Source organism: Natribaculum luteum (genome assembly GCF_023008545.1).
GTDB classification, from domain to species: Archaea; Halobacteriota; Halobacteria; order Halobacteriales; family Natrialbaceae; genus Natribaculum; species Natribaculum luteum.
In genome coordinates this window covers 1907583-1932438 of sequence record NZ_CP095397.1, presented here as the reverse complement: position 1 = coordinate 1932438, position 24856 = coordinate 1907583, and the positions used below count along the sequence as shown (strand labels likewise).

At 64.2% G+C, this 24856-nt stretch carries 29 protein-coding genes and 1 tRNA gene; 7 read left to right on the top strand and 23 right to left on the bottom strand.

Going from position 1 to position 24856, the window contains the following annotated elements; all coding sequences use genetic code 11:
* Window positions 1-17: 17 nt before the first annotated feature.
* The 10 genes from MU558_RS09960 to tgtA form a co-directional block, all read right to left on the bottom strand.
* Entirely contained in the window at window positions 18-299 is a 282-nt protein-coding gene (locus MU558_RS09960; RefSeq protein WP_246966058.1) for a ubiquitin-like small modifier protein 1, read from the bottom strand.
* Window positions 300-353: 54 nt separating this feature from the next.
* Window positions 354-704: a hypothetical protein gene (locus MU558_RS09955; RefSeq protein WP_246966057.1), complete on the bottom strand. Its 351-nt coding sequence runs from the start codon at window positions 702-704 to the stop codon at window positions 354-356.
* A 212-nt stretch (window positions 705-916) separates the two neighbouring features.
* Entirely contained in the window at window positions 917-2044 is a 1128-nt protein-coding gene (locus MU558_RS09950) for a glycosyltransferase (RefSeq protein WP_246966055.1), read from the bottom strand.
* 69 nt (window positions 2045-2113) lie between these two features.
* The gene (locus tag MU558_RS09945; protein WP_246974932.1) at window positions 2114-2545 is read right to left on the bottom strand and encodes a hypothetical protein; all 432 of its coding nucleotides are present in this window, start codon (window positions 2543-2545) and stop codon (window positions 2114-2116) included.
* A 122-nt stretch (window positions 2546-2667) separates the two neighbouring features.
* Complete coding sequence (locus tag MU558_RS09940) at window positions 2668-3054, bottom strand: DUF7971 family protein (RefSeq protein ID WP_246966054.1); 387 nt, start codon at window positions 3052-3054, stop codon at window positions 2668-2670.
* A gap of 119 nt (window positions 3055-3173) precedes the next feature.
* Window positions 3174-4007 (bottom strand): GNAT family N-acetyltransferase, encoded by an 834-nt coding sequence (locus tag MU558_RS09935; RefSeq protein ID WP_246966053.1) that lies wholly within the window; start codon window positions 4005-4007, stop codon window positions 3174-3176.
* Window positions 4008-5460: 1453 nt separating this feature from the next.
* On the bottom strand, window positions 5461-6060 hold the full coding sequence (locus tag MU558_RS09930) for an HdeD family acid-resistance protein (protein WP_246974929.1): 600 nt from the start codon (window positions 6058-6060) through the stop codon (window positions 5461-5463).
* Window positions 6061-6343: 283 nt separating this feature from the next.
* The gene (gene arcS / locus MU558_RS09925; RefSeq protein WP_246966052.1) at window positions 6344-8095 is read right to left on the bottom strand and encodes an archaeosine synthase subunit alpha; all 1752 of its coding nucleotides are present in this window, start codon (window positions 8093-8095) and stop codon (window positions 6344-6346) included.
* Between the two features lie 164 nt (window positions 8096-8259).
* A complete protein-coding gene (locus MU558_RS09920) occupies window positions 8260-8622 on the bottom strand; it encodes an RNA-binding protein (protein ID WP_246966051.1) in 363 nt (120 codons plus the stop codon).
* A complete protein-coding gene (gene tgtA, locus MU558_RS09915; protein ID WP_246966049.1) occupies window positions 8619-10097 on the bottom strand; it encodes a tRNA guanosine(15) transglycosylase TgtA in 1479 nt (492 codons plus the stop codon). The genes MU558_RS09920 and tgtA overlap by 4 nt, the downstream gene beginning before the upstream one ends.
* Before the next feature lie 254 nt (window positions 10098-10351).
* Between tgtA and MU558_RS09910 the strand changes: the two genes are divergently transcribed.
* The gene (locus MU558_RS09910; RefSeq protein ID WP_246966047.1) at window positions 10352-11989 is read left to right on the top strand and encodes a midas domain-containing protein; all 1638 of its coding nucleotides are present in this window, start codon (window positions 10352-10354) and stop codon (window positions 11987-11989) included.
* A gap of 33 nt (window positions 11990-12022) precedes the next feature.
* Here the strand turns inward: MU558_RS09910 and MU558_RS09905 are convergent, their stop codons facing one another.
* Window positions 12023-12583: an NUDIX hydrolase gene (locus MU558_RS09905; protein ID WP_246966045.1), complete on the bottom strand. Its 561-nt coding sequence runs from the start codon at window positions 12581-12583 to the stop codon at window positions 12023-12025.
* 181 nt (window positions 12584-12764) lie between these two features.
* Here MU558_RS09905 and MU558_RS09900 point away from each other — a divergent pair, with 181 nt between their 5' ends.
* Entirely contained in the window at window positions 12765-13058 is a 294-nt protein-coding gene (locus MU558_RS09900) for a PadR family transcriptional regulator (protein WP_246966044.1), read from the top strand.
* Between the two features lie 94 nt (window positions 13059-13152).
* Here the strand turns inward: MU558_RS09900 and MU558_RS09895 are convergent, their stop codons facing one another.
* The 4 genes from MU558_RS09895 to MU558_RS09880 form a co-directional block, all read right to left on the bottom strand.
* Window positions 13153-13377 (bottom strand): DUF7511 domain-containing protein, encoded by a 225-nt coding sequence (locus MU558_RS09895; protein WP_246966043.1) that lies wholly within the window; start codon window positions 13375-13377, stop codon window positions 13153-13155.
* Window positions 13378-13559: 182 nt separating this feature from the next.
* On the bottom strand, window positions 13560-14540 hold the full coding sequence (locus MU558_RS09890) for a metallophosphoesterase family protein (RefSeq protein ID WP_246966041.1): 981 nt from the start codon (window positions 14538-14540) through the stop codon (window positions 13560-13562).
* Between the two features lie 119 nt (window positions 14541-14659).
* Window positions 14660-15439, bottom strand: coding sequence for a DUF4397 domain-containing protein (locus MU558_RS09885; protein ID WP_246966040.1), 780 nt, complete (start codon window positions 15437-15439; stop codon window positions 14660-14662).
* Between the two features lie 132 nt (window positions 15440-15571).
* Window positions 15572-16300, bottom strand: coding sequence for a profilin-fold protein (locus MU558_RS09880; RefSeq protein WP_246966039.1), 729 nt, complete (start codon window positions 16298-16300; stop codon window positions 15572-15574).
* A 180-nt stretch (window positions 16301-16480) separates the two neighbouring features.
* Here MU558_RS09880 and MU558_RS09875 point away from each other — a divergent pair, with 180 nt between their 5' ends.
* A complete protein-coding gene (locus tag MU558_RS09875; RefSeq protein WP_246966037.1) occupies window positions 16481-17143 on the top strand; it encodes a helix-turn-helix domain-containing protein in 663 nt (220 codons plus the stop codon).
* A 77-nt stretch (window positions 17144-17220) separates the two neighbouring features.
* On the opposite strand, the gene MU558_RS09870 is transcribed toward MU558_RS09875, so the two are convergent.
* Window positions 17221-17508, bottom strand: coding sequence for a DUF8106 domain-containing protein (locus MU558_RS09870; protein ID WP_246966035.1), 288 nt, complete (start codon window positions 17506-17508; stop codon window positions 17221-17223).
* 287 nt (window positions 17509-17795) lie between these two features.
* On the opposite strand from MU558_RS09870, the gene MU558_RS23180 reads away from it, so the two are divergent.
* A complete protein-coding gene (locus tag MU558_RS23180) occupies window positions 17796-17924 on the top strand; it encodes a hypothetical protein (protein ID WP_265781225.1) in 129 nt (42 codons plus the stop codon).
* Window positions 17925-18079: 155 nt separating this feature from the next.
* A complete protein-coding gene (locus tag MU558_RS09865; protein ID WP_246966033.1) occupies window positions 18080-18796 on the top strand; it encodes a TSUP family transporter in 717 nt (238 codons plus the stop codon).
* 418 nt (window positions 18797-19214) lie between these two features.
* On the opposite strand, the gene MU558_RS09860 is transcribed toward MU558_RS09865, so the two are convergent.
* Window positions 19215-20462, bottom strand: a complete 1248-nt coding sequence (locus MU558_RS09860; RefSeq protein WP_246966031.1) for a carboxylate--amine ligase — start codon at window positions 20460-20462, stop codon at window positions 19215-19217.
* Between the two features lie 252 nt (window positions 20463-20714).
* Here MU558_RS09860 and MU558_RS09855 point away from each other — a divergent pair, with 252 nt between their 5' ends.
* Entirely contained in the window at window positions 20715-20891 is a 177-nt protein-coding gene (locus tag MU558_RS09855) for a hypothetical protein (protein ID WP_246966029.1), read from the top strand.
* Window positions 20892-21052: 161 nt separating this feature from the next.
* On the opposite strand, the gene MU558_RS09850 is transcribed toward MU558_RS09855, so the two are convergent.
* The 3 genes from MU558_RS09850 to MU558_RS09840 all read right to left on the bottom strand — a co-directional run bounded on the left by MU558_RS09850 (window position 21053) and on the right by MU558_RS09840 (window position 22598).
* Window positions 21053-21125, bottom strand: a tRNA-Pro gene (locus MU558_RS09850).
* A 246-nt stretch (window positions 21126-21371) separates the two neighbouring features.
* Complete coding sequence (gene trmY, locus MU558_RS09845) at window positions 21372-21974, bottom strand: tRNA (pseudouridine(54)-N(1))-methyltransferase TrmY (protein ID WP_246966027.1); 603 nt, start codon at window positions 21972-21974, stop codon at window positions 21372-21374.
* Window positions 21975-22046: 72 nt separating this feature from the next.
* On the bottom strand, window positions 22047-22598 hold the full coding sequence (locus MU558_RS09840) for a metal-dependent hydrolase (protein ID WP_246966025.1): 552 nt from the start codon (window positions 22596-22598) through the stop codon (window positions 22047-22049).
* Window positions 22599-22716: 118 nt separating this feature from the next.
* Between MU558_RS09840 and MU558_RS09835 the strand changes: the two genes are divergently transcribed.
* Window positions 22717-22875, top strand: coding sequence for an HVO_A0556 family zinc finger protein (locus MU558_RS09835; protein WP_246966023.1), 159 nt, complete (start codon window positions 22717-22719; stop codon window positions 22873-22875).
* Window positions 22876-22951: 76 nt separating this feature from the next.
* Here MU558_RS09835 and MU558_RS09830 read toward each other — a convergent pair whose 3' ends face one another.
* From MU558_RS09830 to MU558_RS09820, 3 genes are all read right to left on the bottom strand, one after another.
* Entirely contained in the window at window positions 22952-23140 is a 189-nt protein-coding gene (locus tag MU558_RS09830; RefSeq protein WP_246966021.1) for a DUF8028 family protein, read from the bottom strand.
* A 6-nt stretch (window positions 23141-23146) separates the two neighbouring features.
* Window positions 23147-23347: a DUF7511 domain-containing protein gene (locus tag MU558_RS09825; protein WP_246966019.1), complete on the bottom strand. Its 201-nt coding sequence runs from the start codon at window positions 23345-23347 to the stop codon at window positions 23147-23149.
* A 336-nt stretch (window positions 23348-23683) separates the two neighbouring features.
* Window positions 23684-24790 carry a S1C family serine protease gene (locus MU558_RS09820; protein ID WP_246966017.1) on the bottom strand — a complete coding sequence of 369 codons (1107 nt, stop codon included), beginning with the start codon at window positions 24788-24790 and terminating at the stop codon, window positions 23684-23686.
* Window positions 24791-24856: the final 66 nt, after the last annotated feature.

Here is a 24856-nt window from a genome sequence, read left to right as displayed (position 1 = left end):
ACTGACGACGCCGCCGATCACGCACCGCCAGCTACCGGCGGAAACACCGAGATCCGGTCGCCGTCCTCGAGTCCGGTCTCGAGGTCGTCCATGTGGACGACGTTCCGGCCGTTCTTCAGGACGTTTAGCTGTGGGCGGACCGAACCGTCTTCGATTAGCTGTCCGTCGAGATCCCCGTACTTCGCCTCGAGCGCCTCGAGGACGTCACCGACGGTCGCGTCGTCGTCGTACTCGTGGGTGACGTCTCGCTGGCCGACGGCCTCGCGAAAGGTCGCGAAAAAGCGCAGGTCGATCTCCATACCCGAACTGTGGCGGTGTGAGACCATAAGTATGAGTCTGGCCGTCGGCGGACGTCAGGAGAGCGACGCAGCCGGCGGAGTGGTGTACGAGACCGAGTCGACGCCCGCCGATTCCAGCGCCCGGTCGATCGCGCTCGCACCGAGACTCTCGGCGGTCGCCGCGTCGTCGGCCTCGACGGCTACGGAGACGGTAAACGTGACCGTGATCGTGTACGGTTCGAACGGTGCCGTCGGGTGTTCGTACACGTCGGCGTCGCTGATCGCCCAGTCGGTGATCGGGCCAGACGCACCGACCGACTCGAGGCTCGCGGCGAGTTGGTCGATCGCCTCGTCGCGGGCCGTCGTGTCGGTTCCCTCGTGGAGGGTTACAAGCGTCGTTCCGCTGCGGGAGACCGCGTATTCCATGCGGATTGGTACCCATCGTGGAGGTTTGAACCCTTGGGTTGCGTTGTGCATCCGGGTCACGCTCCTCTCCGTCTGATAACGATAGCTGTGAGTCGTTCCCGACGCAACCGCGATCCGTCTTGCGGTTGCGTCGGCAACCAGTCACAGCAATCATTATGAGACTGGCGAACGGCGGGGTCGAACTGGGTCCGAAGACGGAGTATACGGGACGATCACTGGACGACGTCGGCCGACGCCAGCCGGTCGTAGATTCCCGCTACCTGCTCGAGAGAGTGGTCGACCGAGAGCATCCGGCGTCTGCGCAGACAGAGGTCAGAGAGCCGGTCGTTCTCCTCGAGGGTTCGCCAGATCGCGTACCGGAACTCCTCGAGGTCGCCGCGCTGGTAGCGGTAGCCGGTCTCGCCCTCGATGACGGACTCGGAAAGCGCTCCTTCGTCGACGGCGACGACGGGAGTGCCACAGGCGGTCGCCTCGAGTGCGACCAGTCCCTGGGTCTCGACAGGGCTCGGGAAGACGAAGGCGTCGAGCGCGGCGTAGAACGCGGGGAGTTCCTCCCGGTCGAGAAAGCCGAGAAATCGCACGTCCGCGTCGGCGTCGCGAGCCAGTTCTTCGAGGTCGTCGCGGGCGGGGCCGTCGCCGCCGAAGACGAGCGTTACATCGGTGCCGTCGACGGCCGCGACCGCCTCCTCGAGGTTCTTCTCGAGGCCGTGGCGACCGGTGTAGCCGACGACGGGACGGTCCTCCGGGAAGTCGTGACGACGACGAAAGTCGATCGGGTCGACGGGCCGGAAGAAGTCGGTGTCGATCCCGTTCGAGACGACGGTGACGTCGACGTCTGCGCCGACGTGCTCGAGGAGGTGTCTGCGGGCGAACGACGTCGGCGCGATGACGTGGTCGACGCGCTCGAAGAACGAGCGCTCGTAGACGTGACAGGTGAGTTCGAGCGCCTCGACGACGTTCTCGGGGACGTGCTGGTCCGCGCGATCGCCAAGCAGCGTGTGGTACGACGCGACGACGGGCACGTCACGTTTGCGAGCGAACCGGACGCCGGCGTAGCCGACCGTAAATGGCGTGTGGACGTGGACGAGGTCGGGCGTCTCGAGGTCGTCCGGGATCGCAGGCAGTCCGAGACGGTATCGCGGGTACAGCGGCGCAGGGAGGCTCCAGACGGGGTACTCGCCCTCGCCCGGCTCGTAGCCCGCCATCTCTGGGTAGACGGTCGACATCTCGCCGCGGTCGCGAGTCCAGCGCTCGCGCCAGAGCCGAACCGTATAGGTGACGCCGTTTACCGTCGGCAAGTAGAGGTCGGTGAACGCGGCGACGGTGTCGACTTGCGCCATCGAGGCGATGTTCGATGTCGCGGAAGGAATACGTTCCGCAGATCGACAGTTCGTGATTCAGGCCCGCAGTCAGTCGATCCGGAAGGCCACACCGTGGTCGGAAAGCAGCGAGCGCATTCGCTCGACGCCGCTCGTCGTATCCCAGCCCTCGGAGGTGTAGTGTTTGTACGGATGTCGAAGCCACGAGTATTCGCGGTGGGCGAACACGTCGATCGCGTCGTGGCCGTCCTGGAAGATCGTGACGTGCAGTTGCCACTTTGCGAGTGGAGACGGCCGACGCACCCAGCTACCCGCCGACAGTCGGCCGTCGCCGTGGACCTTCAGCGACGCGATCGGCTCCGGAGCAAACTCCATCGCCTGGAGATCGGCGCGGAACTCGGAGAGTTCGCGTCCGACGGTTCCGACGTACTCCGAGGGGTCCATCGTACACTGTGCGAAGCCACCGAACGGTTCCTTGATCCGGTGGACGGTCGGGAGGACGCGACGTCGCATGCGGGTCATCCAGTCGACGTTCGCGTGGAGAGCGTCGCTGTCGTTCGTCGCCACGTAAGCCCGTAGCGAGCGCGACGTCAAAGTCGTTGCGAGTGTGTTCGACGCCACGAGGACGTGAAAATCAGGTATAGCTACAGATCCTGGAGTCGGATGCCGTCCTCGACCAGTCGGGCGTTCCGCTCGCGATCGAGGTGTTCCGCGAGATCGTCGTGTTCGTGCAGTTGGGCGATCACGTCGGCGTAGAGGTTGCGCCAGGCGATCGCATAGATCGGCGACTGACCCCAGGCTCGCAGTTCCGGCACCAGGTCGTCGTAGGTCTCGAATCGATCCTCGAACCGATCGATCGCGTCGAGGACGTACCCCGCGGCCTCGCGATCGTCGTCGGCCCCCTCGATCGCGCGGTTGAGCCGCTGTTCCCAGCCTGCGACCGCCTGTTGCATGTCCGCCGCTGCGTCGGTGCCGTCGTCGGGGAGTCGTTCGAGAAGCGGTTTCGGAACGCCGAGCGAGATGTCGTCCATACGCCGCAGTAGGGGCGGCGGCGTCAAGAAACCACCCGCTCGTACTGTCGGCGTCCCCGCATCACGGTATACCCCACGACGGCCGCGGCTGCGCCGGCACCGACGGACGACCGACGGTATCAGGGCCAGATCGCGAACAGCACCTCGTCGACGAACTCCTCGTCGATCCGGTAGTGCTCCTCGCGTTCGCCCTCCCGTTTCCAGCCGTTGGCCTCGAGGAACTCGATCGCCTGCTCGTTCGTTGCGGGAACGCTCTGGTAGACCTTCCGGTAGCCGTCGCCGGCCCACTCGAGGCCGTACTCGAGCAGCGCCGATCCGATCCCCTCCCGGCGGTGGTCCGTGGCGACGCCGACGGTGAGTTCGGCCGTGTGACACAGCGAGGGGAGTTCGGGCGCGTCGACGTGAAGCCAGCCGACGAGTTCCTCGTCCGCCGCAGTCGACTCTTCCTCGCCTTCCTCGTCCGATTCGGGCTCGAACACTGCGACGAAAAACACCCTCGAGCGTTCGTCGTTGGCGCGGACGAGCGCCGGCTCGCGCTCGAGCTGCTCGACGACGTTCTCGGCGACGACGTAGGTACCCTCGCTTCCGACCGACTGCATGACCTCGATCAATCCCTCCCGGTCTTCTTCGCGAGCGGGACGGATCGTCACCGTCCCGTCCGCGAGTTCGTGCTCGGCCGGTGCCGCCGAGAGGGCGATCCGGAGTTTGCCGTCGGTTTCGACGAGGTAGCCGGCGTCTTTCAGCTCCCCGACGGACGCCCGAAGCTCGTCCGGAGAGAGCGGAACCGCCTCGGAGTACGTCCCCGATCGAGCAGGCTTCGACTGGGCCGGCCCCTTGTCGATCCGAATCGACCGTGCGAGTTCGTCGGGTGAAACTGCGCCGTGGCACTCGACGTACTCGTAGATCGTCCGCTGCGCCTCGTCCTCGAACGACAGCGTCGGATGAACGCTCATACCCCACCCCCGACGACGAGCGCTATTATTATGCTGCGCGTACCGCTGGCCGGCGATCGAGCCGACTCGAGGAAGCGCGTGACTGCCAGGACGGCCCGGGATCGTTTCGAGCACGGGAAATCGTCTATTATGCTGCACCGACGCCGGCGTCGTCTGTGGTGGGGAAGTGACGGACTCGGCACCGAACGGATCCGGACTGTCGCTCGTCGGCGCATCTCTCGAGACGACAGAAGCGCCTATCGGCTGCGGCCGATTTCGTATCCCGACATACAGTTTATCATATTAATGCCCCGGCAGAAGGACTACTCGAGGACAGCATCGGTCGTGATCGTGGATGACCGGAAGAGCGACCCACCCGACACACCGAGTTGGTCCGTCTCCGTTCAGGCGACGGGTCGCCTTCGGTCGGCCGACGCGAGATCCGAATCCCGCGTTCTCGTTTCGTCGCGTCCACGTGCACGCGAAGACACCGGTCCGTCGACAGTGACACGACAGCGGGGACGCTCAGCGACGCGATGACCGGCGGAACGTCCCGGGGCGGTACTGCCGGCTGTCGCCGCGTTCCGACGCATCCGCACGACGCGGGTGATCGACACCGACACACCGCCGTCAGTACGAACGACGAGGGCATTCCTGGCTATCGCGCTACCAGTACTCGCTCGCGCGCGTATCTGAACACGACCAGGTGCGGCGACAGCTGGCGACTCGAGACTGGTCCCATCGCTCGAGCCACAGCGACAGTATCGTCCCGGACGTCCCTGCCGACACGGGAGATTACGGAACGCCTCGAGCGTCGGTACCCGTCACGATCGGCCACCGTCGGGACCCCTCCGGTACGGGACGGTGTCGCGACCAGTAGGTTCGCGAACGCTGTCGGCTGGACTCGACGAGCTGTCAGTACAGGTGTGCGATCGGGCCCGGTTCAGTACCGATCCGACCGCAACTCGCGCTTCGAACGGGCGAACGTCGGTTTCCCCGGGCTCGAGACGATGACGCCGGTCCGATCGTCCCTAGTCCCCGTCGTGACTCGCCGCCTGCATGCGGAGACACGGCGGGGAGTGTGGACGGGCTGTGTCATCAACGACGCAACTCGAGTCGGTCAGCCGTTCGTCGATAGCGACCCGAAAGAACCGACGGGCGCCAGAGGGGCGTCGCGCGCGTTTGCGACTCGAGAAAGATCGTCGAGAAGGATAGCACGACGCTCGTTCGCTGCGCTTTCCGCCGAGATAGAGCGACGAGGATCGATTCGCTTCCGTCGCCGACGGGTCGCCTGACACAGCCGATAAATTCTATGTCGCGATATCAAATTTGCGATGGTCGATACCTCCGCCCGAACGAATCGATACCCGAAAAACGGTGAAGACGACGTGTAACGGTGATCGGCCGTCGTGGGCTCGAGCGGCCGACGGTCGTCGACAGACGAGCGCTCGAGGAGGTAGCGAAAAAAGCGTGATTATGCGCCGCGGGGTTCGGTCGCCGACGCCACGTCTTCCTCTTCGACGCCGCGACCGGCGGCGGCGACGAAGACCATCGAGATGCCGGTCGCGAGCAGGCTCACGCCGACCAGCAGGCCGACGGCCCACATCGCGTCCGCGGGGAAGCCGAGCCAGAGGAGGCCGGCCAGGACGAGCGAGATCGCACCGCTCGCGGCGATCCAGCCGCGTCCCTTCTGCGCACCCATCCGCAGGCTCAGTCCGAGTTCGGCGATGCCGTCGACGAGCAGGTAGGCGATGACCAGCAGCGTCAGACTGGCCAGCCCGAGAACCGGGTTCGCGAGCAGGAGGAGCCCGGCGAGTACCGAGACGACGCCGAGCGTAACCTGCCAGAGCGAGCCTTTCCACCCGCGGGCGGAGAAGGCGTGGACGCCGTGGACGATCCCGCCGACTAGCAGTAGCGCACCGAGGAGGTACGTCATCGAGATGCCCGTCACGAACGGGAACGCGATCGCGAGAACGCCGATCAGTGCGATGACTCCGCCAGCGATCGCGAGCGTGCGCCATCCCTTCTGTAGCGAGTACGCCGCGTACTCCTCGTCAGTTGTCATTGAGTTCATTTTACTCACCAGTTATGAATACGACGTGTGAGTATATAAAACATATTTATGGGCTTACATTTAATCCAGAGAACAGACAGGTCCGTCGACGGGGAAGTCACGGCACGAGGCGCGGCAATTATCCGGGTTCACAGACGATTACGACCGTGACCGACGACAGCGACGAAGAGTACGTCGACTGCGAGCAGTGCGGGCACCGAGTCCCCGCGGCCATCTACCACGAGCACCTGCTCAAGGAGTGCCCCGGCGAGTGACAGACGCCGCGTCCGCGGGGGCGACGTTGCTATTTCTCCTCGACGTGGCGGATCTCGCAGGCGATTCCGCGCGTACTTTCGACCATTTCGCGACCGAACATCTCCGCGCGGCCGACGCCGAAGGCCTTCGGCCCCTCGACGACGACCTCGTCGCCGACGCGGATGTCCTCGTCGGCGTCGACGACGCCCGGCGCGAGGACGCTGCCGTGTGGCACGAAGCCGTCGATCTCGACGCGTTTCGTCGGCGCGTCGCTGTCGACCCACCGCCGCGCTCCCTCGAGCGTGAACGAGAGCGTCCCGTACTGGGGGACCATCGTCGCCAGCTGCGTCTCCTCGGCGTCGCGAACCTGGATTCGCGGGTAGCGACTCGTCGTCGTGATGTCCTCGAAGAGGTCGTCGCCGGCTCCGTCGCCGAGCAGGTAGTCGGCGATGGCACGGACGGTGTTGTGTTCGCGTTCGCGTTTCCGGTACGCGGGCCGTCCGGCGAGCGCGTCCCTGAGGTTCGCGAGTGACTCGTCGTCCGTCGGGTGGTCTGCGACGGTGTAGGTGACCTCGAGGTCGAGTTCGTCCTCGACGCGGGAGACGATGTCGCGGTAGCCCTCGTCGGGAACGTGAGCGACGATCTCGGGGTAGTCGTTGCGCTCGAGGTAGCGTCGGAGCACCTCGCTGACGAACTGCTTCTCGTCTTCGGACCACCGCCCCGTGACGACGGTGTCGTAGTGCTGGGCGGGGTAGGTCGTCTCGAGTTCCTGTGGGACGACGCCGATCGGACTCGTCATCGAGACGAGATGGGCGCGCCACTGGATGGCGTCGTGGAACTGTCGGTGACTCTGGGATTCGCTGTAGGGCTTGCGAGCCGAACAGGGGACGAGGACGAGCGGTGCGGAGAAGCGATTCCGGTAGCGCGTCGTCACGCGGTCGGCGTAGCGCTGGATCTCGACCCGGCGGAGCGTGTCCTCGGTCGCCGCGGAAATCTCGGCGTCACGGAGGATCGGCGTGCGCTCCTCGAGGTACTCCCACTGGGAGTCGAGTTCGCGCATCGCAGCGGTGAGCCACTGGTCGTGGCGGGCCTGTCCCTCGAGGTAATCCCGCAGGCGACCGTCACGGATCCGCCGGCGGACGACGGCGAGTTCCGCCTCGAGTGCGTTTCGGTTGTGCTCGGCGCAGTCCTCGCGGGTGAACTCCTCGCGCGGGGTTCGGCAGGCGGGACACGAGCAGGGAAGCTCCTCGAGGTCCTCGAGGAAGTACTCGCCCTCGCTCGTGAGGTACTTCCCCTGCGTTCCCTTGACCGTAGCTCGCGAGGCGTCGAACAGGTCGACGCCGGCGTAGGCGAGCGTCGCGACGTTCCGGGGCGTGGCGACCCCCGAGAAGTACAGTGCGGTGTCCTCGGGGACGGCCTCGCGGACGTTCACCACGGCCTCGACGAGTGCCGCGCCGTGGCCGACGACGGACTGGACGTCCGAGAGGACGTAGGCATCGGTGCCCTGATCGGAGACGTGCTCACTCGAGACGACGGCGGCGCTCGGGTAGTCGACGTCGGGGTTGTCGACGGCGAACGAGTCCTGGACCTCGGGGGCGGTGCCGCCGGGGAACGCCCGGTGCGGGAGCACCGTCAGGTGTGCGTCGTCACCCTCGGGCAGTTCGCGGTCGGCCGACCAGAGAGAGCCGGCGTCTTCGACGACGTCGTCGACGAGCGCCGGCGTCGTCCGGGGCGACGAGAGGCGAAGTTCGCCCAGGTGCGCGGCCCCGTCGCGCTCGTGGACCTCGAAGTAGTCGGTCATACCAGATGTGATCGGGGAGCGCGAAAGAGGCTGTCGAAAGCCGGCCGACGAGGTCATACTGCCGGACGACAGTCAGTGAACACTCGGTCGCGTCTCACGGCCCGTCGCCGCTGGCGACGGCCGTTCGAGTGCGATCGACGTGTGAATCGGTTCGTCCAGTAGTATCAGCTAACGATCTCGAGATACGTGGCCGTCGCAGAGGTGTGGCCCCGGTTGAACGAGAGCAGTTTGAACCGGACCACGTCCGCGACCTCGAGGTCGGCGGGGACGTCCTCGACGAAGACGACGAAGCCCTCGACCTTGCAGACGGCGTGGCGTTCACCCGTGTGGTGCCGAGAGAAGTCGACGACGCCCGCCTCGTGGACGTCGCCGAGTTCGACCGGCGGCTCGCGCGCCTGGGCCTCGCGGTGGCGCTCGAACGATTCCCGTTCGTCCGCAGGTCGGCCGCCTCGAACTCGTCGAAAGAGCCACGTCCCGAAGACGACGGCGACGACCGCACCGAACGCCAGCGATGCGGCCCCGATCATCGATCGCGCGTCAGGTCGATCGTCTCGACGCCGTCGGGAAGCGCCTCGAGCACCCCCTCGGGCCACCCCCGGTGGCCGAGCGTGAACTCGCTGTCGGGGTTTGCCTCGACGAGGCGGGCGACGCCACGGGCGGCGGCCTCGAGTGCGGCCCGGTCGGTCCGGTCGGGCACCTCGGCCGTGAGCGGATAGCTTTTCGAGAGCGCCCGCGGGAACGGACCGAAGGGGGGTTCGACGCGCCACGAGTCGTCGTACTCGCCGGCGCTCGAGGGGTCGCCCTCGGTGAGAAAGACCGCGTCGGGCACCTCAAGACGCGCGAGTCGCTCGTGGTGGCGGATCACTTCGGGTCGGCGGGCGCTCTCGTGGGACGTGTAGAAAAACGAGCCCTTCGAGACGGGGTCGGTTCGCTCGAGTTGCTCGGCGTGGTCGAGTAAGGCGCGATAGCCGTCGAGCATCGCCGGATGGGCGCGGGCGCGCTGTTCGACGAGCTCGAGCAAGTTCCCCGCGCGAATCGCCTGTTTGATCCGGCGGATCTCCTCGAAGGTGACGTGGAGGTTGTGGGCGGCGAGTGCCTCCTCGCGGTCCTCGTCCGGGATCGATCGGAGGTCGTCGGGATCGTGGGCGGTACAGACGGGACACGAACACGGGAGATAGTCGAGGTCGTCGAGGTGGCGAGTGCCGCGGACGGTGAGGTAGCGATCGTCGCGGGCGTAGAGCGCGTAGGCAGCGGAGTCGAACAGATCACAGCCCATGGCGACGGCGAGCGCAAACATCATCGGGTGGCCGGCACCGAAGAGGTGGACCGGCGCGTCGGCACCCAGCCCGCGCTTGGCGGCGGCAACCACGTCGACCATGTCGGCGTAGCGGTAGTCGTTCATCAGCGGGACGACTGCACCGACCGGGAAGACGTCGAGGACGGTCGCGTCGGCGTGGCGGGCGGCGTCCTCCCGGAGGTCGGGATAGGTCGATCCCTGCACGGGCGCGTTGACGAGCATGTCGCCGACGTCGACGCCTTCGGCGACCTCGAGTCGCTCTTTCGTGGTCTCGAGTTCCGACGCGGCGCGCTCGCGGGAGACGTCCGGCGGCGTTGGGATGTCGACCGGCGTCCCGACGTCGGAGCCGATCTCGTACTGGAACTCGAGAATCTCTTCGGTCGTGACGGTGATCTCGCCGTACTCCGAGAGCTGAAACGACCCAGAGTCGGTCATGATCGCACCGGGGAAATCCAGCATGTCGTGGAGCCCCTCCTCGAGTGCTCGCTCGCGGAGACTGTCCGTGTTGTGAATGATGTAGGAGTTCGTAATGAGCATCTCGGCGCCGAACTCGTCGGCGAGCCGGCGTGGCGAGATTGTCTGCAAATTCGGATTAATAACCGGCAGGAGGGCGGGCGTCTCGACGGTCACGTCGGCACGCGGCACGCGTAACTCGCCAATTCGGCCGCCGGCGTCGGTGTCCCGAAGTTCGAAGCAGTCGCGCATCGTCTGCGTGTTCGCGAGCGTGGCGGTAAACGTTCCGTTCGAGACGATCACGGATAACGCGCTGGCGATTGCAAGCGACGGCTGCATTCGGCAGCGAAAATCCGGCGTCGAGTCGGGAAACGAGAGTCTCACGAAACGATAACCGTGAAAGCGTCATTATCGGTCATTTCAACGCCCAGAACAGTGACTTTTCGAGAAACAATCGCGTAACAGTCGGGTCGTTTTAGCCCGGGAATAGCCGTATCTACCGGCGCATGGATTCACGACTGCAGAAAATCGGTGTCGTTCTCGTCGCCACACTCGTCGTCCTGTCAGGCAGCGCGACGCTCACAGGTGCGACGACGGCCGACGACGATGACACCGGAGACATGAGCGTAACACTCGAGAACGTCCAGGTTGGGACGCTCGAACTCGAGAACGTCACCGTCGAGAACGCGACGATCGACGAGCTGACCGTCCAGACGCTCGACGTCCAGGACGAACAGGAGCTTCAGGAGCAGCTAAACGAGACACAAGACAACGAGACGGAAGACAACGCGACCGACACCGCCGACGGCGCGGACGAAGTAACGATCTCTGACATTGCGATCGAGTCGCTCGAACTCGAGAACGTCTCGATCGATCAACTCGAGACCGAAGACGGTGCTGTCGGTGACGGTGACGAGATGGGCGACGAGGAAGATGACGAGCTGGACGACGGGGCGAGCGACGAGATGGGCGAGGATGGTGACAACGTCACCGACGACAACGTCACCGACGACAACGTCACCGACGACAACGTCACCGACGACAACGTCACCGACGACAACGTCACCGACGACAACGTCACCGACGACAACGTCACCGACGACAACGTCACCGACGACAACGTCACCGACGACAACGTCACCGAAGACAACGTCACCGAAGACAACGTCACCGAAGACACCACCAGCGACGACACCGAGGACGGGGCGGAACAAGATCTAATCGACGAAGACGCCGACGAACTTCAGATCGAGAATCTGACGATCGAGTCGATGAACGTCGAACGGATGACGATTGAGGATCTGACCGTCGAAGAAGATGAAGGCGGCATCCTTCAGGGCGTCAGTGACTTCTTCGAAGGCGTTTTCGGCGGCGACGGTAACGAGACGGCCCAGGACGACAACGAGACCGAAGACGACAACGCAACGGCTGAGGACAACGCGACGCCTGAGGACAACGCAACGGCCGAGGACAACGCAACGGCTGAGGACAACGTGACGACCCAGGAGATCGACGAACTGACGATCGAGCAGTTCGACGTGACCGAACTCACGTTCGAGTCGCTGACGATCGAGACGTTACAGGAAAGCGACGAAGCCACCGACGACACCGAAGCGGCCGACAACGACACTACGGATAACGAGACTGAAGCAGGCGCAGACGACGAGATGGCTGACAACGAAACCGACGACGAGACGATGGACAACGAGACGATGGACAACGAGACTGAAGCAGGCGCAGACGACGAGATGGCTGACAACGAAACCGACGACGAGACGATGGACAACGAGACGATGGACAACGAAACCGACGACGAGACGATGGACAACGAAACCGACGACGAGACGATGGACAACGAAACCGACGACGAGACGATGGACGACGAAACAGACACGGCTGGTGACAGCGAAGAAACCGTCTCCTTCGCGTCCGCCGAGGCGATGACGATCGAGGATTCGACCGCCGAAACCGTGACGGTCGGCAACATTCAGGGACTCGAGGAACAACTCGGTGATCAGGCGGACAACGAAACTGAAGCGGCCGACAACGAAACGGAACCCGCTGACAACGAGACGGCTGACAACGAGACCATCGACGAGTCCGAAGACAACGAAACCGACAACCAGTCGTCGCTTCGCGCGTAACTCGAGTCGTCCGACCGGTCTCACCGAGCAGTTTTATCGATCGGAATCGTCACCGAACAGCCGATAGTACGAGACGCCGAGGACGGTTCGACCGTCGCGAACCTCGCCGTCGCCGATTGCCGTGAGGAGATCCTCGAGCGTCGTTCCCGTGACGCGGATGCTCTCGTTGTGATCGAGTCGCTGTTCGGCCGTCGGGCGACAGTCGTACGCGACGAAGAAGTGCAACAGCGTGTCGGCGATGCCGTTTGCGGGTTCTACCGTCACCAGTGGCTCGAGCGTCTCGGCCTCGTGGCCCGTCTCTTCGGCGAGTTCGCGGCGTGCGGCGGCCTCGAGGTCGTCGTCGTCGGGTTCGACGCCGCCGACAGGGAGGCTACGGTTGACACGGGAGACGGCCTGTCGCCACTCCTCGATGAGAACGACGTCGCCGTCGGGAGTAAAGGGGAGGACGACGACGCTCGCGGGCTCTGTGAGGTAGTCGAAGTCGGTTTCGGTCCCATCGGGAAGTCGAACGGTCTCGTTAACGACGTCGAAGCCGGGACAGGTGTAGGCTACCTGCCGATCGAGCGTGTCCCAGACGAGCGGATCAGTCGGCATATCGACGGTTACGTGGGTTCTGTGCAAAAATCTCTCGTCGTGTGATGAACGGGTCGTTGTCCCGATAGGTCACCTGATCAGTCAGATCAGACATACGTCGAGCGTTATCGATCCTGTCGTATCGTACCAGCTCTATAACAAAGCCACAGATCGGTGAAGGTCGGTTTTCAGAGGGTGATCCATGGATCAGCTAACCGGCTTCCAGCGCGACCTCTTGTACGTCATCGCGGGAATGGATCGGCCGTCCGGCCAGGAGATTCTCGACGACATCAACAGCTACATCGATCAACCGGTCACACACGGCCGGCTGTATCCGAACCTCGACGCTCTCGTCGACCAGGACCTCGTCGAGAAAGGGCAGATCGATCGCCGGACGAACTACTACGCGCTCACCCCGAAGGGGCGGCGCGAACTCGAGCAGCGACAGCAGTGGGTCGAGCGACACGTCGACCTCGAACCGAGTCAGAAACAGTGAGGGGGCTCCCGGTCGAATCCGAACGAGACGGTCGGCATCGCTGACGACAGCGGTGGTCGACGGGGGGCATCCCGGCTCCAAAAATGGCGGCGGATCAGCGTGTGTCGTCCAGGTCGACGAACGCCTCCACGCTCGCGGTAAGCCAGGTCGTCAGTTTCTCGTCGTCGGAGCAGTCTTTCGGAAGGAGGGTACAACGGTCGGAACGGTCTTCGTAGCGGACGACGACGGTTTCGAGGGGATATCGGAACGAATCGTCTTCGGTAGTGAAACGTCGTTCGCGGGCAGTGCGATCGTCTGAAACGTCGGCGGACCCGTCCATGTGGAACTCCGGCGTCACTCAGTGACGCCGTACGTTCGCCTCTGTACAGACCGTACAAAATCACTGCTAATTGTAATATAGAGGTCTCAGTACGACTTTCGGGGGATCAGTATCCGGACGGGAGTGCAAGAGCGGCGACTCGTCAGCAGGGACGGCGAAAACGTAGTAGCTTCGAGGCGTCACTACCGGCCGACGGCGGTCCGAGACGTCGACGTCCGCTCGCTGACTTCGTCGCGAAGCGGTAACGAGTCGAAGTACCCGTCCGTCGTGCACTCGCTGATCGCTCGACCGCGGTCGTCACCGGTACACGCGTGGCGATACGCCTCCGTGAGGCCGTTCCAGTCGGCAAGTGGCTGGAGCCAGACGTCGGTGCCCGTCGGCGTGATCTCGACGCGAAGGTACATCTGGGGAAACGAACACGTCGACGGGGCGACGACGTGTCTGACTCCGCGCGAGGACCAGCAAAGCGGCCAGTGGACGTGTCCCGACAGCGCGAGCGAGACGTCGTGGGCGGCGAGCACCTCGAGCAGCGCGTCGGCATTCTGTAGCCGATGGTGGGTCCGGTGTCCAAACGCGTCGACGCGCGCGGAGAGGGAGACGAGCGGGTGGTGAAAGAAGACGACCGGCACGGCGGCATCGGCGAGCGTCTCGTCGAGCCACTCGAGTTGGTCGTCGGTCACGAGGCCGCTGTGGCCGTCGACGAGTTCGTCACCGGAACCGGTCGCACTGTCGAGGCCGATCAGGTCGACGCCACCGACGCGGACGTGATACGGCAGGTCCCCGGGCGCGTAGTTCCGTGCGAACGACGTCACGGGCGGGGCGTCGTGGTCGTCGAACGACTTCGGCACGTCGTGATTGCCGGGGACGGCGAAGAAGGGGAGGTCAGTCTCCTCGAGCAAGCCGGTCGCACGGTCGAACTCCGCCGGCGTGCCGTCTTTGGTCAGATCGCCGGGACAGACGACCGCGTCGGCACCGAGCCGGTCGGCGTCGACGAGCGCGCTTCGAAACCGTTCGACGGTTCGATGGAAGACTTTCGTCGAACCACGGGCGTGTGGCGTCACGTGGGGATCGGAAACCACGGCGAGAGTCGTCTCTGATGCGGTCGGCGTCGTGAGGCGAGCGAGTAATGTTTCACACTCGTCGCCGAGTGGTAAGTCGCGCATCGGCTCCACGACCGGGGGTTGCGACGAACCGAATATGAAGTTGGCGTATGGAATATATAGAAGGTTATTTTGTTATATATTGCCCTCCGGAGGCCGAAAGCCGCCGATGACCGCAGTGATTATGCCGAATCGTCGCGCGTTGTGGCGTCGGCCATCGGACCGTCGACGGTGACGTTCACCGCGAACGGCCGGTTCTCGCGACCTGCCGGTGGTTCGAGGTAGCCGACCGCGTAGGCGGTGTAGGCCGTCGCTTCGGCCAGGTCGACGTCGAGCGTCGTGACGGCGTCGGCCGCTGTGCCGCCGGCCGGCCGCACCTCGAGTGTGTACGAACCGGTCGGGAGCGGGACGTAGTCCGTCCCGTCGCCGAACGCGACGTCCGCGAACAGCGGCTCCTCGGCGTCTGCCGGCACCACGTCGACCGCCGGGGCGTCGGGCGAGGCGTGGACGAGGCGAACGAGCGCCGCGCCCGCGTCGACGAGCACCAGCGGCTCGAACGTCCCAGCCTCGAGTTCACCGATCGCCGCAACCGTGTAAAACGCCGGTCCGAACGTCACGTCGCCCTCGAAGGCGACCGTCCCCGGGTCGCCCGCTGCCGTCACCTGGACGGTGTACGTCCCGGGGTCGATCTCGAGGTACGGCGAGACGTCGTCGTAGGCCAGATCGGAGATTACCTTGTTGCCATCGACGTAGACGTCGACGTTCGGTGCGTCGGGTGAGAAGTGTGCGACGCGAACCGCCGCGCCTGCAGTATCGCCTTTTTTCCGCTTCTCGTCGTCGCTTGCCGTCTCGTTTCGTTCGTCGTCTTCGTACTCTCCTTTCGCGAATACCTGACCGCTCATCGCTGCTGCTGCGCCGGCAGCACCGAGTCCTTTCAGCGCCGATCGTCGGGATACGGGCATAATGCAACCGTGACGGGGGATTCCGACGACAAAAACGAGGTAGTCAGTAATCCTGATTGTCCGGTCGTTTACCTGTGATCGTTCGCTGTAGGGCATGCATGAGCGGGAGAAACGTCTCCGTACTCGAGACGGTCAGTCGGGATCGAACGAGACCCGGGAGAGGTCGGCCTCGAGGTCGTCGACGTGATCGTTGTACGCCGCGACGAACGCGGGGACGTCGCCCACGTACTGACGGAGGTCGGGAATCGACGGCGGTTCGTACTGCGAGAGGAGGTAGACACCACCTTCGCCGCCGACACGCAGGTACGAGGCGACGGCCCCGTCCCACTTCAGTTCCCAGCGCGTCTTCGAGATCGTCTTCGAGAACGTCCCGTACTCGCCGTCGTACCGGTGGAGTTCGCCGGCAATCGCGTCTGCGACGTCGCGAATCCGCCGGACGATGCGGTCGCGCTCGACGACCAGCGACTCGGTCGACGCGACTGCGGGAAACTCGGTCGACACGTCCTCGAGAACGCCGTCGAACGAGGCCACGTGCCGGTTGTACGCCTCGACGAACGCGTCGTAGTCGGCCATCGCGTCTGCCAGCGCCTCCGGCTTCGGCGGCTGTTTCGTCGAGACGACGTACGTCTCCGACCCGGACGTCGGTTCGAAGCGGAGGTACTGGACGTCGCCGGCGTCGTACTTCAGCGTCCACGCGCCGGCGTCGGTCACGAACGTCTCCTGACCGTAATCGCCACCGCCAAGCAGTGCGAGTTCGCGCGCGATCTCTCCCGCGTGAGCCGTGACCGCAGCGACTACCTCGTCCCGTCGTGCAGCGGCGTCCGTCGCCCCGTCGACGTCCGTCTCGAGACCATCGGTCATACCGAGAACAGACGACGAGCGCAGGTAACTGCTGCGACTCATACGCCTCGAAGCCGGAACGTCGACGTGACGGAAACGAATTCCAGACAAACGCAGCGAAGAGAGTGTCACGATCGCCTGCGCTAGCATTTTTGGAGCGGTGGTTAATGCGTTCGTCGTCATACCGCCGTACGAGCACTCATGACCACCCTTGTAAACCTCCGGATGCCTGCGGCGGGAACCGTGATGGGCGACGTCTTCGAGTCCGTTCCGTCGGCCACCTGCGAGATGGAGCAGGTAATCGCATCAGACGGCTACCGAATGTGGATCGACGGCGCGGAGCAGTCGACACTCGAGTCGACACTCGAGTCCTCACGCTCGATCTCGACGTACGAGCGAGTCCTGACGGGCGACGGCCGGTGGCTGTACGACGTCGAGTTCACGTCCGACGTCGTCGACGTCTTCGACCTCGTCACCGAGGAGCAGGGGACGGTCGTCACCGCGTCGGCCAGCAACGGCACGTGGGAGCTACAGGTTCGGTTTTGTGACCGCGAGTACGTCAGTCGCGTCTACGATCGGCTCCTCGAGCACGACGTCACCACCGACCTCACCCGACTCACCGACCTCGACGGAGAGTCCGTCTCGAGTCACGGGCTCACGCCAAAGCAGTACGAAACGCTCGTTGCGGCACACGAACGCGGGTACTTCACGATCCCCCGCGAGACGTCGATGGAGGAACTGGCCGACGAACTCGGCGTCTCCCACCAGGCGCTCTCGGAACGCCTGCGTCGGGCCTACCGCGCACTCGTGGACACCGAACTGAACGGGACCGAAAACCCACAGCTCTCACCTTCTCACGGCTAACTCGGGCGTCCGTCGTCGCGTCGCAGTCGAAGTGAGCAGGACTGTCGCTCTCGAGTCGTCCGAGTTTGACTCGCGTTCTAGAGATCGTCGGTCTGTAGCGACGGCGTCGTCAGCCGATACCAGTCGGCCCACAGCCGAACCCAACCGGCGTACAATCGGGGCCAGTCGGCGACGACGCTCGTCGGCCGATCGGGTGCTGGCCGCGTCGTAATCGCCGTCTCACACGACGGGCACCGGTAGGTCAGGCCAGTCGAGTCGTGGCTGACGAGCCAGTCACCGTCGACCGGACTCTGGTGGCCACAGTCGGGACAGAACAGGATCGACTTTCGATAGGGCGGTCGATCACGTGGCGGGGACGAAGACACGAACGAATCACCACCGAAAGTGGCGTGGTCTCGCCATATAACGGTGCTGTACTAGGTGTCCAAAGATCCCTAGTTGACGCCCCCGGACACTCAATACCGTAGTCGTGGAAGACCACACCGAATGGTCGCGACCGGAACGGCGTTTCCCACCGTGAAGAGAGCAGCATCGACGACCGGTTCGCTTCCGACGTGGTCGAAGAACCCGACGTCGACTGACATCTCGCAGCGCCGCTCGCGGGCGTGCGCGCCGCACGCGAAGGGATTCGGCTCTCGCTAGAACGCGACGAATGAGCGAGCCAGACACGGGCCCCAGAGCCGCACACGTACCACCCGACGCACCACCGCGACAGATCGGCCTGGAGGCGGAAGCACTCGACCGCGAGCAGACGACCCTCGAGCGGGTACGACTGCCCTGACCTGCGGTTCGGCGACTCGCCCTGCTCGGGGTCGTCTACGTGGTGGCGCTCGTCGCGCTGGCGCTTACGTTCGGCGATGGTACGGGGGGCTTCCGTTCATCCCGGTCGTCGTCCTCGTCGCGTTCGCCTTCGAGACGACCGACTCCGCAGCGGGGATGGGATTCGGGACGGGGCTCGCCCCGCTCCTGTTCGTCTTCGGGTACAGCCCACTCGAGATCGTCCCCGTCTTGCTGCTGTCGGAGACGCTCACGGGACTGATCGCCGGCGTCGTCCACCACGACGTCGACAACGTCACCTTTTCCCTGCGGCCACTCAACGCCGAGACGAGACTGCTCGGCTTGCTCGTCGGCGTCGGTGCAGGTGCCGCGTTCACCTCTGTCCTGCTGGCGTACTTCGCGATCGGCCTCTCCGACTGGCTCATCGAGACGTACGTCTCGGTGCTCGTCATGGCGATGGGGGTAATCGGGCTCGCTCGTGCGCGGCTGCGCACGTTCGAGTATCGTCCGCGCCGACTCGTCGCGTTCGCACTCCTGGCCGGCGTGAACAAGGGCATCGGCGGCGGCGGATACGGTCCGGTCGTCACACTCGGCCAGATCCTCTCGGGAGTCTACGAGAAGAGCGCGGTGGCGATAACCACCCTCACGGAGGGCATCGTCTCGATCACTGGCGTGATCGCGTTCGGATACCTCGTGACTCGAGGCGTGTCGGTCGACCTGCACCTCTTTCCGTCGATCTTCGCTGGCGGCTTCCTCGCGGCGCTCGTCGCCCCCTACCTGGTTCGAGTACTCCCGAACACGCTCTGGCGCTATCTCATCCCGGTCTACGCGCTCGGAATCGGCGTCGCCGGGCTACTGCTTAGTTTCAGCGTATGAGTCTGCCACACCCGTGAGAGCCACGTAAGCGCTTGCCCTTCGAGGACGTCCGCTTCATACTGCCGGACAACACGGTTCAGCCGCCGATCGCACTCGAGACACTGTCGCCAGCGGCGACAGCCGTCAAGGCGCGATCGGGCATTTAATGACTGTTATCCGATATTATCAGTCATGGAGGGACAGTCATGGAGGGAGAGTCCACAGTTTTGCGATAGAAAAACCGACGAGACTTCGTCTAGGACCAGACGAAATAGGTTCGACTAGCCCGAGTTCACGACGATTCGACGAGATGCAATGAATGCGGAGAGTGAAAGTCCCAGACGATATCTGAATGGCATCAAGATTCAACCGATTCCTCGAGTCCGCTGCCACGGAACGGCCATCTGCGTACAGGTTAGAGGTATTCTCGCCGGTGGAATTACGGAGGGAAGTTCGAGATTACGTCCAACGCTTTCCTGCCAGAGCCATGCACGACGTCCGGGGTCGACGACGTCATCTCGATCGCGACGTTGAGGACGTCGCGGGCGAAAGGGGCCGGGTCGGTCACGCTGAAGTAATCGAAGTGTGGCTGGCGATAGATCGAGGCGGCGACGTCCCTCGCCGCAGCCGACAGCCGTGGCGGCTCGACCAGCGGAATATCTTCTCGCACGATGCTGAGGAGGTACAGGAGTTCACCCCGCAGAAGGTGGGTTGCAACTCCCGTTTCGTAATCCAACTGCGGGCGAACGGACTCGTCGCAGGCGAGTTTCCAGTAATGGAAGGCGAAGTCGACACCGACCTGGCGGGCACACTCGAGCGACACCCAGAATCGGGGATTGACCTCGAGTAGTACGAACTCGCCCGTCTCCGCATTACGCTTGAACTGGACTGACGCTGGGCCGTGCCAGTCCAGGGTATCAAGCACTGCCCGTCCTGCCTCCTCGAGTTCGGGAACGTCGGCGGTCTGGCGAGCAACGCTCGTGTTTCCGGCGTAAGAGTATCCACGAAGCTGACGTTTGTGACACGTCGAGACGACGTCACCATCGTCGTAGAGGGCCCAGAGCGCGTACTCCGATCCTGGCACGTACTCCTGTACGATCGGTACGTGTCCCATCTCCTCGGACAGCGATTCTCGATCGGGTTTGCGACCGGGTTCGAGAAACCGCACCGAACCGGGGTGGACGATCTCGGCAGAATCGAGAGCCGAAACGTAGTCGGCCGTGAGGATCGCGTATCTCGGTTTGACGATCTGTTCTCGATTCCAGTCGTCGACCTCGTCGAGTGGTTGTGTCTCCGGGACGCTAACTCCGGCGGCTTCCGTGACCTCCGTCAATCGCACTCGATCGTAGACGCTCCGGAGCGTCTCGACCGACGGCCAAAGCGGGGTGACGTGTGGTGCGAACTCCGACCGATACTTCGAGAGCGCCCAGACGTCTTCTTCTCTGATCGGGGTGATCGTGCGAACGTCGGCTCGTTTCGCGAGCGTGAGCAGGGCGTCCTTGTAGCCGAGAAAATCTACCGCGGGGTCCGGGATCACGTAGTTCTCGTCACAGTAGCGCGAGTAGAACTCGGGAGCAGTCTCGTGTTCCGAAACCGCGATCGTGCGGATACCACGGGAACTGAGCGAGCGAAGGCAGGAGAGAGAGCTCGGAGCAACCGCCGGGACGACTGCACTCCGTTCTTCCATAGGTCCACGGACTGCGCATCTCACGATAACTAATGATGGACTACAACCAATTCGATTGAATATTCAACGAAATAATCGACTATAGGTTGTAATTTTTAATTTTTCACAGTTGGGTAATCCTGACATCGCCGATCGGTTCAGTTGTCAGGGTTCGTGATCGATCCTCGACGAAAAACGCGTGGATCGAGTTCTCGCGATCGATTCGTCACCCTGTGAACTCCTCGTCCAGTCGCATAAGCGCTCGCGTTCAATATGCCACTCTCGTCAGTTGTGACGTATTTCACCGGCGCGCCAACCTGGTGCGACAGCGACGCGGCCGTCGCCATCGAAGCGATCAGTGACTGGAGTGTGACAGTGGCGATCGCTCGAGTGATCGACCGACGGCCAGGTGCGATCGTCACGACGGTCGTCTCACGGGGCTGGTGCTAACCGCCCGAAAATGCGGGAGAACATGAACCGGCGCAGATTCGAACTACGCCCAGACGTGCTCGCTTTGCTGCGCGCGTCTGGTCTACTTCGAATCTGCTTGGATCCATTTCCCCGCACCGCAGACTCGTCGCTTCGCTCCTCGTTTTGCGGTGCGGGAAAAGTGGGCCGGCGCAGATTCGAACTGCGGTTACGGCCACCCGAAGGCCGAAGGATACCAAGCTACCCCACCGGCCCGCAACTGAGCAAAAGGCACGGCCGGGTATAATTCTTGCTTTGTCCGGGCGAGTGGTTCCTATGCTAACGATAGCCACATGAACGCCACGTGGCGACCACGACAGCCGTCGCCAGGTACGACCGGACGAACTGGCAAACTCGAGTCGCTGTACTACCGACTGCAACGGACAGATACTCGAGTGCTCGAGTCGGCCGAGGTGGGCACAACTCGTCGTCGGACGAGGGACGGCGCTCTCGAGTCGCCGGTCAGAAGCGAGCGTAGCCGTCCGTATCGAGGAAGTGGTGGACGACCGTGATCGCGTCGTCGGCGTGCAGCCGTTTCGGACCGAGTCGGAGCCGACGGTCGGAATGGGACTCGAGTAACGCGCGTTCCTCGTCGGTAAAGTCGTGGTGGTCAGAGAGGACGAAGATCGGGTCGTCGGGGACGTCGGCATCGGCGTCGACGATCGGGTCGCCGTCTTCGTGGAGCGTCACCACCGTGCCCTCGTCTGCGACGGTCTCGAGGGTGGCCTCGAGCCCCCGTCGGTAGAGTTCGATGCCGGGGCTGGGTTCGGCCGGGAGCGCGCCGATGGCCTCGTCGCGGTGCTCGAGTGCCTTTCGAACGAGTGCAGCGGTCGATCGTTCGTCGGGGTTGAGCCGTCGGAGTTCGCTGCCGTCGAAGGTAATCGTGAGTTCGTCCTGGATGACGAGGTAGACGCGGGCGTCCTCGCGGATGCCGTGTGAGAGGACGAACGCCGAGGTGATCGAACGACAAAGGGCATCGAGACGGCCGGCACCGCCGGCGAGGTCGTCGAGCGAGAACTCCGGCTCGGTGGGGGCGTCGTGGCCGATGAGAACGAACTGGCGCATAGCGAAGCGTCGGGAGCCGGAGAAATAGGGGTCTCGATTTCGCTCGCGCTCGAGTCGGCGACTCGCGTGCGCTCAGCGATCGGTGGGTCGACCCAGCAGTCTATCGACCCACTCGAGACCCGGCGTTCCGTCGCGATACCAGACGACGGCGGCGACGGCGAACAGACCCAGCTGAATCCACTCGTAGGGCCCCATCGCGTAGTAGTTGAGAAACGCGTCGAGGATTCCCGCGACGGGCTCTTCTGGCGGGACCTCGAGCAGCGGCCAGAGGAAGTACTCGGTCCCCGAGAGGTCGCCGGTGAGGATCGACGGCGGGACGTCGGCCACGAGGTGTGAGACGTACCCGAGTCCGAACGCGGACGCCGACTCGGGCCGGTCGATGCGGCGGGCGACGGCGTACGCTGTCGCGAGCACGAACGCGGCGAAGAAAATCGAGTGGGCGAGCGTTCGACCGCCGGGCAAGACGTCGAACGTCCACGCGAACGGTTTGTCGACGAGGTCGGGTGCCTGCGAGCCGACCGCGAGGGCGACGACGGCGAGAGGGGCGACTGACCGGTCGGACCGACGGCTGATCGAGGCGGTGTACAGGAGGTACGCGACGGCGACGTGTCCCCAGGGCCACATCCCGCTGACGTTACGCGAGCAGTGAAATAGGCGCTTCGACTTCGAGTGGCGACGGCGTCGACGGAGGTTGCATACGCGGGGCCAACCGTTTAGAATGTGTTCGACGAGCAATCGCGGTATGGCACGAGCGCAGTCAGCGGGGCGAGAGTTGCTCGTCACCCTCGAGGGACGAGACTGTCAGTTCTGCGTGGACGGCGAACTCGTCCGCGACGAGTACAAGGGAAACGACGCGGTCCTCTGTGAGGCGTGCGGGACGCCGATCGCACAGCTCTGGTGAGCGCCGAGGCAATTCGACACCACGGGCCGATTTTCGCGCGACTCGAGGACGAGCGTCGAGAGCCGCGCCGACGGTCCTACCGCGAGCGCGTCTCCGGGTAGTCGTGGCCGACGACCAGCGCCACCACGTGGATCGTCAGGAGGGCGAGAAACGACGTGAGGGCAGTGATCGAGTCGATGCCGACGACGAACACCGGCAGGTAGAGAAGCGGCAGGAGAGCACCGAGCCAGAACGCGACGGTCGTGACGGAGCTCCCGAATTCCATGGCCAGTCAGCGCATCGACTCGAGGTCGACGAACGAGTCGCCCTGGGCGGTGACCCAGGTGGTCAGTAGTTCCTCCTCGGTAGCCTCTCGCGGGAAGATCGCACACTCGTCGGGGGCGCTGTCGCAGTCGATCGTGACGTGATCGAATTCGGCTGCCGGATCGTCGGTTTCGGTTCGGTCGGGTCTGGTGTCGACGTCGTGGCTCATGATCAGGGGGGCGGTTGGATCGCTCGAGTCGATGCTACAGGAGAATGGACTATTGTTATCGACGTGCTAAACGCGCCGTCTCGGACGGTAGGATGAGATCGACGACGAATTCGATCGTTTTAATCGACTGAAAAAGAACGTGACGGGTTTTGACGTGTTCGAACTCGTTATAGCTGCGGTAGAGTCACGTGAAATCGGATGAACTGGCGTTAACGTCTCGTTTCGAACGGTCAGAAACGCGTCAGTCCAGGGATGTCGAAGTGTCTGCCGTCCGCCAGTTCCGGCGCGACCGCCCCGTCCAGCGGTTGCGCCGGGAAACAGGAACAGCAGACAGTATCAATCGACGAGCGGACGCGCCCCAAGCGTCAGGTCGACGGTCTCGGTCCTGCGGTCGCGCCGAATCTCGATCGAGATCGTCTCGCTCGGGCTGGTCTCGAGCGCGAGGTGCGTCGAGAGGGCGTGTCGATCGGGGATCGGTTCGTCGTTTATCGCGAGGATCACGTCGCCACCGACGGGGATGACGGCCCCGTTGCGACGGACGACCTCGTCGCTTCCGCGCAAGACACCGTCGGCGGGGCCGTCCTCGGGGACGTCGGTGACGATAACGCCGGTCGCACGCGGGAGGTTGTTCTCCCTGGCGATGAGCGGGTCGACGGTCCGCAGGCCGATCCCCATGTACGAGTGGCGGTAGACGCCGTCGTCGACGAGTGCCGGAACGACGCGACGGGCGAGTGCAGCCGAGATCGCAAAGCCGATGTTGTCGCCGCCGCCGGCGTTGATGACGCCCACGACTGTCCCGTCGAGGTCGACGAGCGGCCCGCCGCTGTTGCCCGGATTGACGGCCGCGTCGGTCTGGACGACGTTCGGAAACGCAAAGTCACGCTGTGGTACCTGGAGTGCCCGGTCGACGCCGCTTACGATGCCTTTCGACATCGACCCCTCGAGTCCGTACGGGTTCCCGATCGCGAGCACCTCCTGGCCGACGACGGGAGACTGCTGGCTGAGCTCGAGCGGCGTGGCGACGTCCGGGACGTGATCGACCTCGAGGACGGCCAGATCGCTGTAGTAGTCGGTGCCGACGACCGCCGCGGTCGACCAGTCGCCGTTCGGATACTGCAGCTCGAGCTGGTCGCTACCGTAGACGACGTGGTCGTTGGTCACCACGTGGGAGTCGTCGTAGACGAACGCAGAGCCCTGGCCACGGGTCTGGCCGCCCGCCGAATCGTCGACGCCGAACACCCGGACCAGCGTGACGGAGTCGATCGTCCGCTCGTAGACCTCCGTGTACGTCGATCCGTCGGCTCGATCGTCGCGATCGATCGGCGCCTCGTCGGTCTCGAACGACGGGCCGGACCGGGGGGTGGCACAGCCGGCGAGCGATCCGACGAACCCGGCACCTGCCGCCGCGAGAAATCGGCGGCGACCGAGTCGCATCTCTTCCATATCGGCGGCTAGAACCCGACCGACTTGAAGCCCCAGTACACGACGGAGACGCGCGAGCGCGGCGAA